The sequence below is a fragment of the Luteolibacter pohnpeiensis genome, from assembly GCF_016595435.1.
Taxonomy (GTDB): domain Bacteria; phylum Verrucomicrobiota; class Verrucomicrobiia; order Verrucomicrobiales; family Akkermansiaceae; genus Luteolibacter; species Luteolibacter pohnpeiensis.
This window is the reverse complement of the sequence record NZ_JAENIJ010000143.1, coordinates 1-823: the sequence shown is the minus strand read 5'-3', so window position 1 is coordinate 823 and position 823 is coordinate 1. Positions and strand designations below refer to the sequence as shown.

The following is an 823-nucleotide window of genomic DNA, read 5'->3' as shown; positions in this document are numbered from 1 at the left end:
TTTGCAAACGCGAGTCGATTCACTCTGTGGGATATTGTCAAATTGAATAATTTCGTAATGATCTGCAGAGAAGTGACTTAGGTTGAATGTCTTCTCGTGACGTTATCGGGACCACTGGCGACCGTTGAGGGTGTGCAGCAATAGCACAAGCTGACGGCATGAATGAAATCCGGCCCGTTGGCTCCGCTCTTCCGCCTCGTCGTGACTCGTTGGTTCAGGCTGCAGACGTGTCGCCGGGCGGCATCGATGTCGTTCAGGCGAGGAAGCGGCTTGATGTGCTGACCTCGCCGTATCAAGTCCCGCGGTCGCAGGACCGGATGCTGGAATACTTCGAGCGCGATCAGGTGCCCGCGCATGTGCGGATGACTCTGGCCTCGGCTCTCAATGGTGATCTGGTGCATCAGCAGTTGCTATTCATCGCAATGGTCGACACCTGGCCGAAGCTGCAGAAGAACATCAACGAGATTGCCCGGCTGGTGTCGATCGCGCCGTGGAAGGTGCATGCCTTTGCTCGCCGTGGTGAAAAACCGAAGGCGGGAGCTGAGAAGCTGGCAAAGGAAGTCGAGAATCTGATGTGGACGATGAAGCCGGATGTCACCCGGAGGGAGAATGGTTTCGAGGGCACGATCAAGGCGCTGGCAATGGGTTACTACTTCGGGCATTCCGTTTCCGAGATTCGCTGGCAGCGGCAAAAGGATGGCTCTTTGAAACCACGGGCGACCAAGCCGCTGATGGCGCGCTATTTCGGCTATCCGAGCGGTTGGGCGACGGACTCAGATCAGGAAGACCGCTTGATGCTTGATCGCGAGGGCGGGCTTGGAGC

At 57.1% G+C, this 823-nt stretch carries 1 protein-coding gene; it reads left to right on the top strand.

Annotated features, from left to right (window positions below):
• Positions 1 to 158: 158 nt before the first annotated feature.
• Positions 159 to 823, top strand: a 665-nt coding sequence (locus JIN85_RS20635) for a phage portal protein family protein (RefSeq protein WP_200274410.1), incomplete at its 3' end; no start/stop codon positions are given.